This is a genomic window from Planosporangium flavigriseum, assembly GCF_011947225.1.
GTDB classification, from domain to species: Bacteria; Actinomycetota; Actinomycetes; order Mycobacteriales; family Micromonosporaceae; genus Planosporangium; species Planosporangium flavigriseum.
In genome coordinates this window covers 1-315 of sequence record NZ_JAATVW010000080.1, presented here as the reverse complement: position 1 = coordinate 315, position 315 = coordinate 1, and the positions used below count along the sequence as shown (strand labels likewise).

The 315-nt window shown below is 65.4% G+C and carries 1 protein-coding gene; it reads left to right on the top strand.

What is annotated here, in order from left to right; translation table 11 throughout:
- Positions 1-6 precede the first annotated feature (6 nt).
- A partial coding sequence (locus HC028_RS28025) for a sensor histidine kinase (RefSeq protein ID WP_338091303.1) occupies positions 7-315 on the top strand: 309 nt, incomplete at its 3' end.

Here is a 315-nt window from a genome sequence, read left to right as displayed (position 1 = left end):
AACGAGGTGAAGTACGTCGCTGACGTGGTGCTGGACCTGGGTGAGCTGCCGGAGGTGCTGTGCCGCATCGGTGATCTCAACCAGGTGTTTTTGAACCTGCTGGTCAACGCCGCGGACGCGATGCAGGACAAGGCGGCGAGGGGCGAGCGGGGCGAGATCCGCATCAGTACCCGGGTCGAGGGCCCGATGGCGGTCATCAGTATCGCCGACAACGGCAGCGGTATCCCCGAACACCTCCAGCAGACGATCTTCGAGCCGTTCTTCACCACCAAGGAGGTCGGCAAGGGCACCGGACAGGGCCTCGCCCTGGCGCGG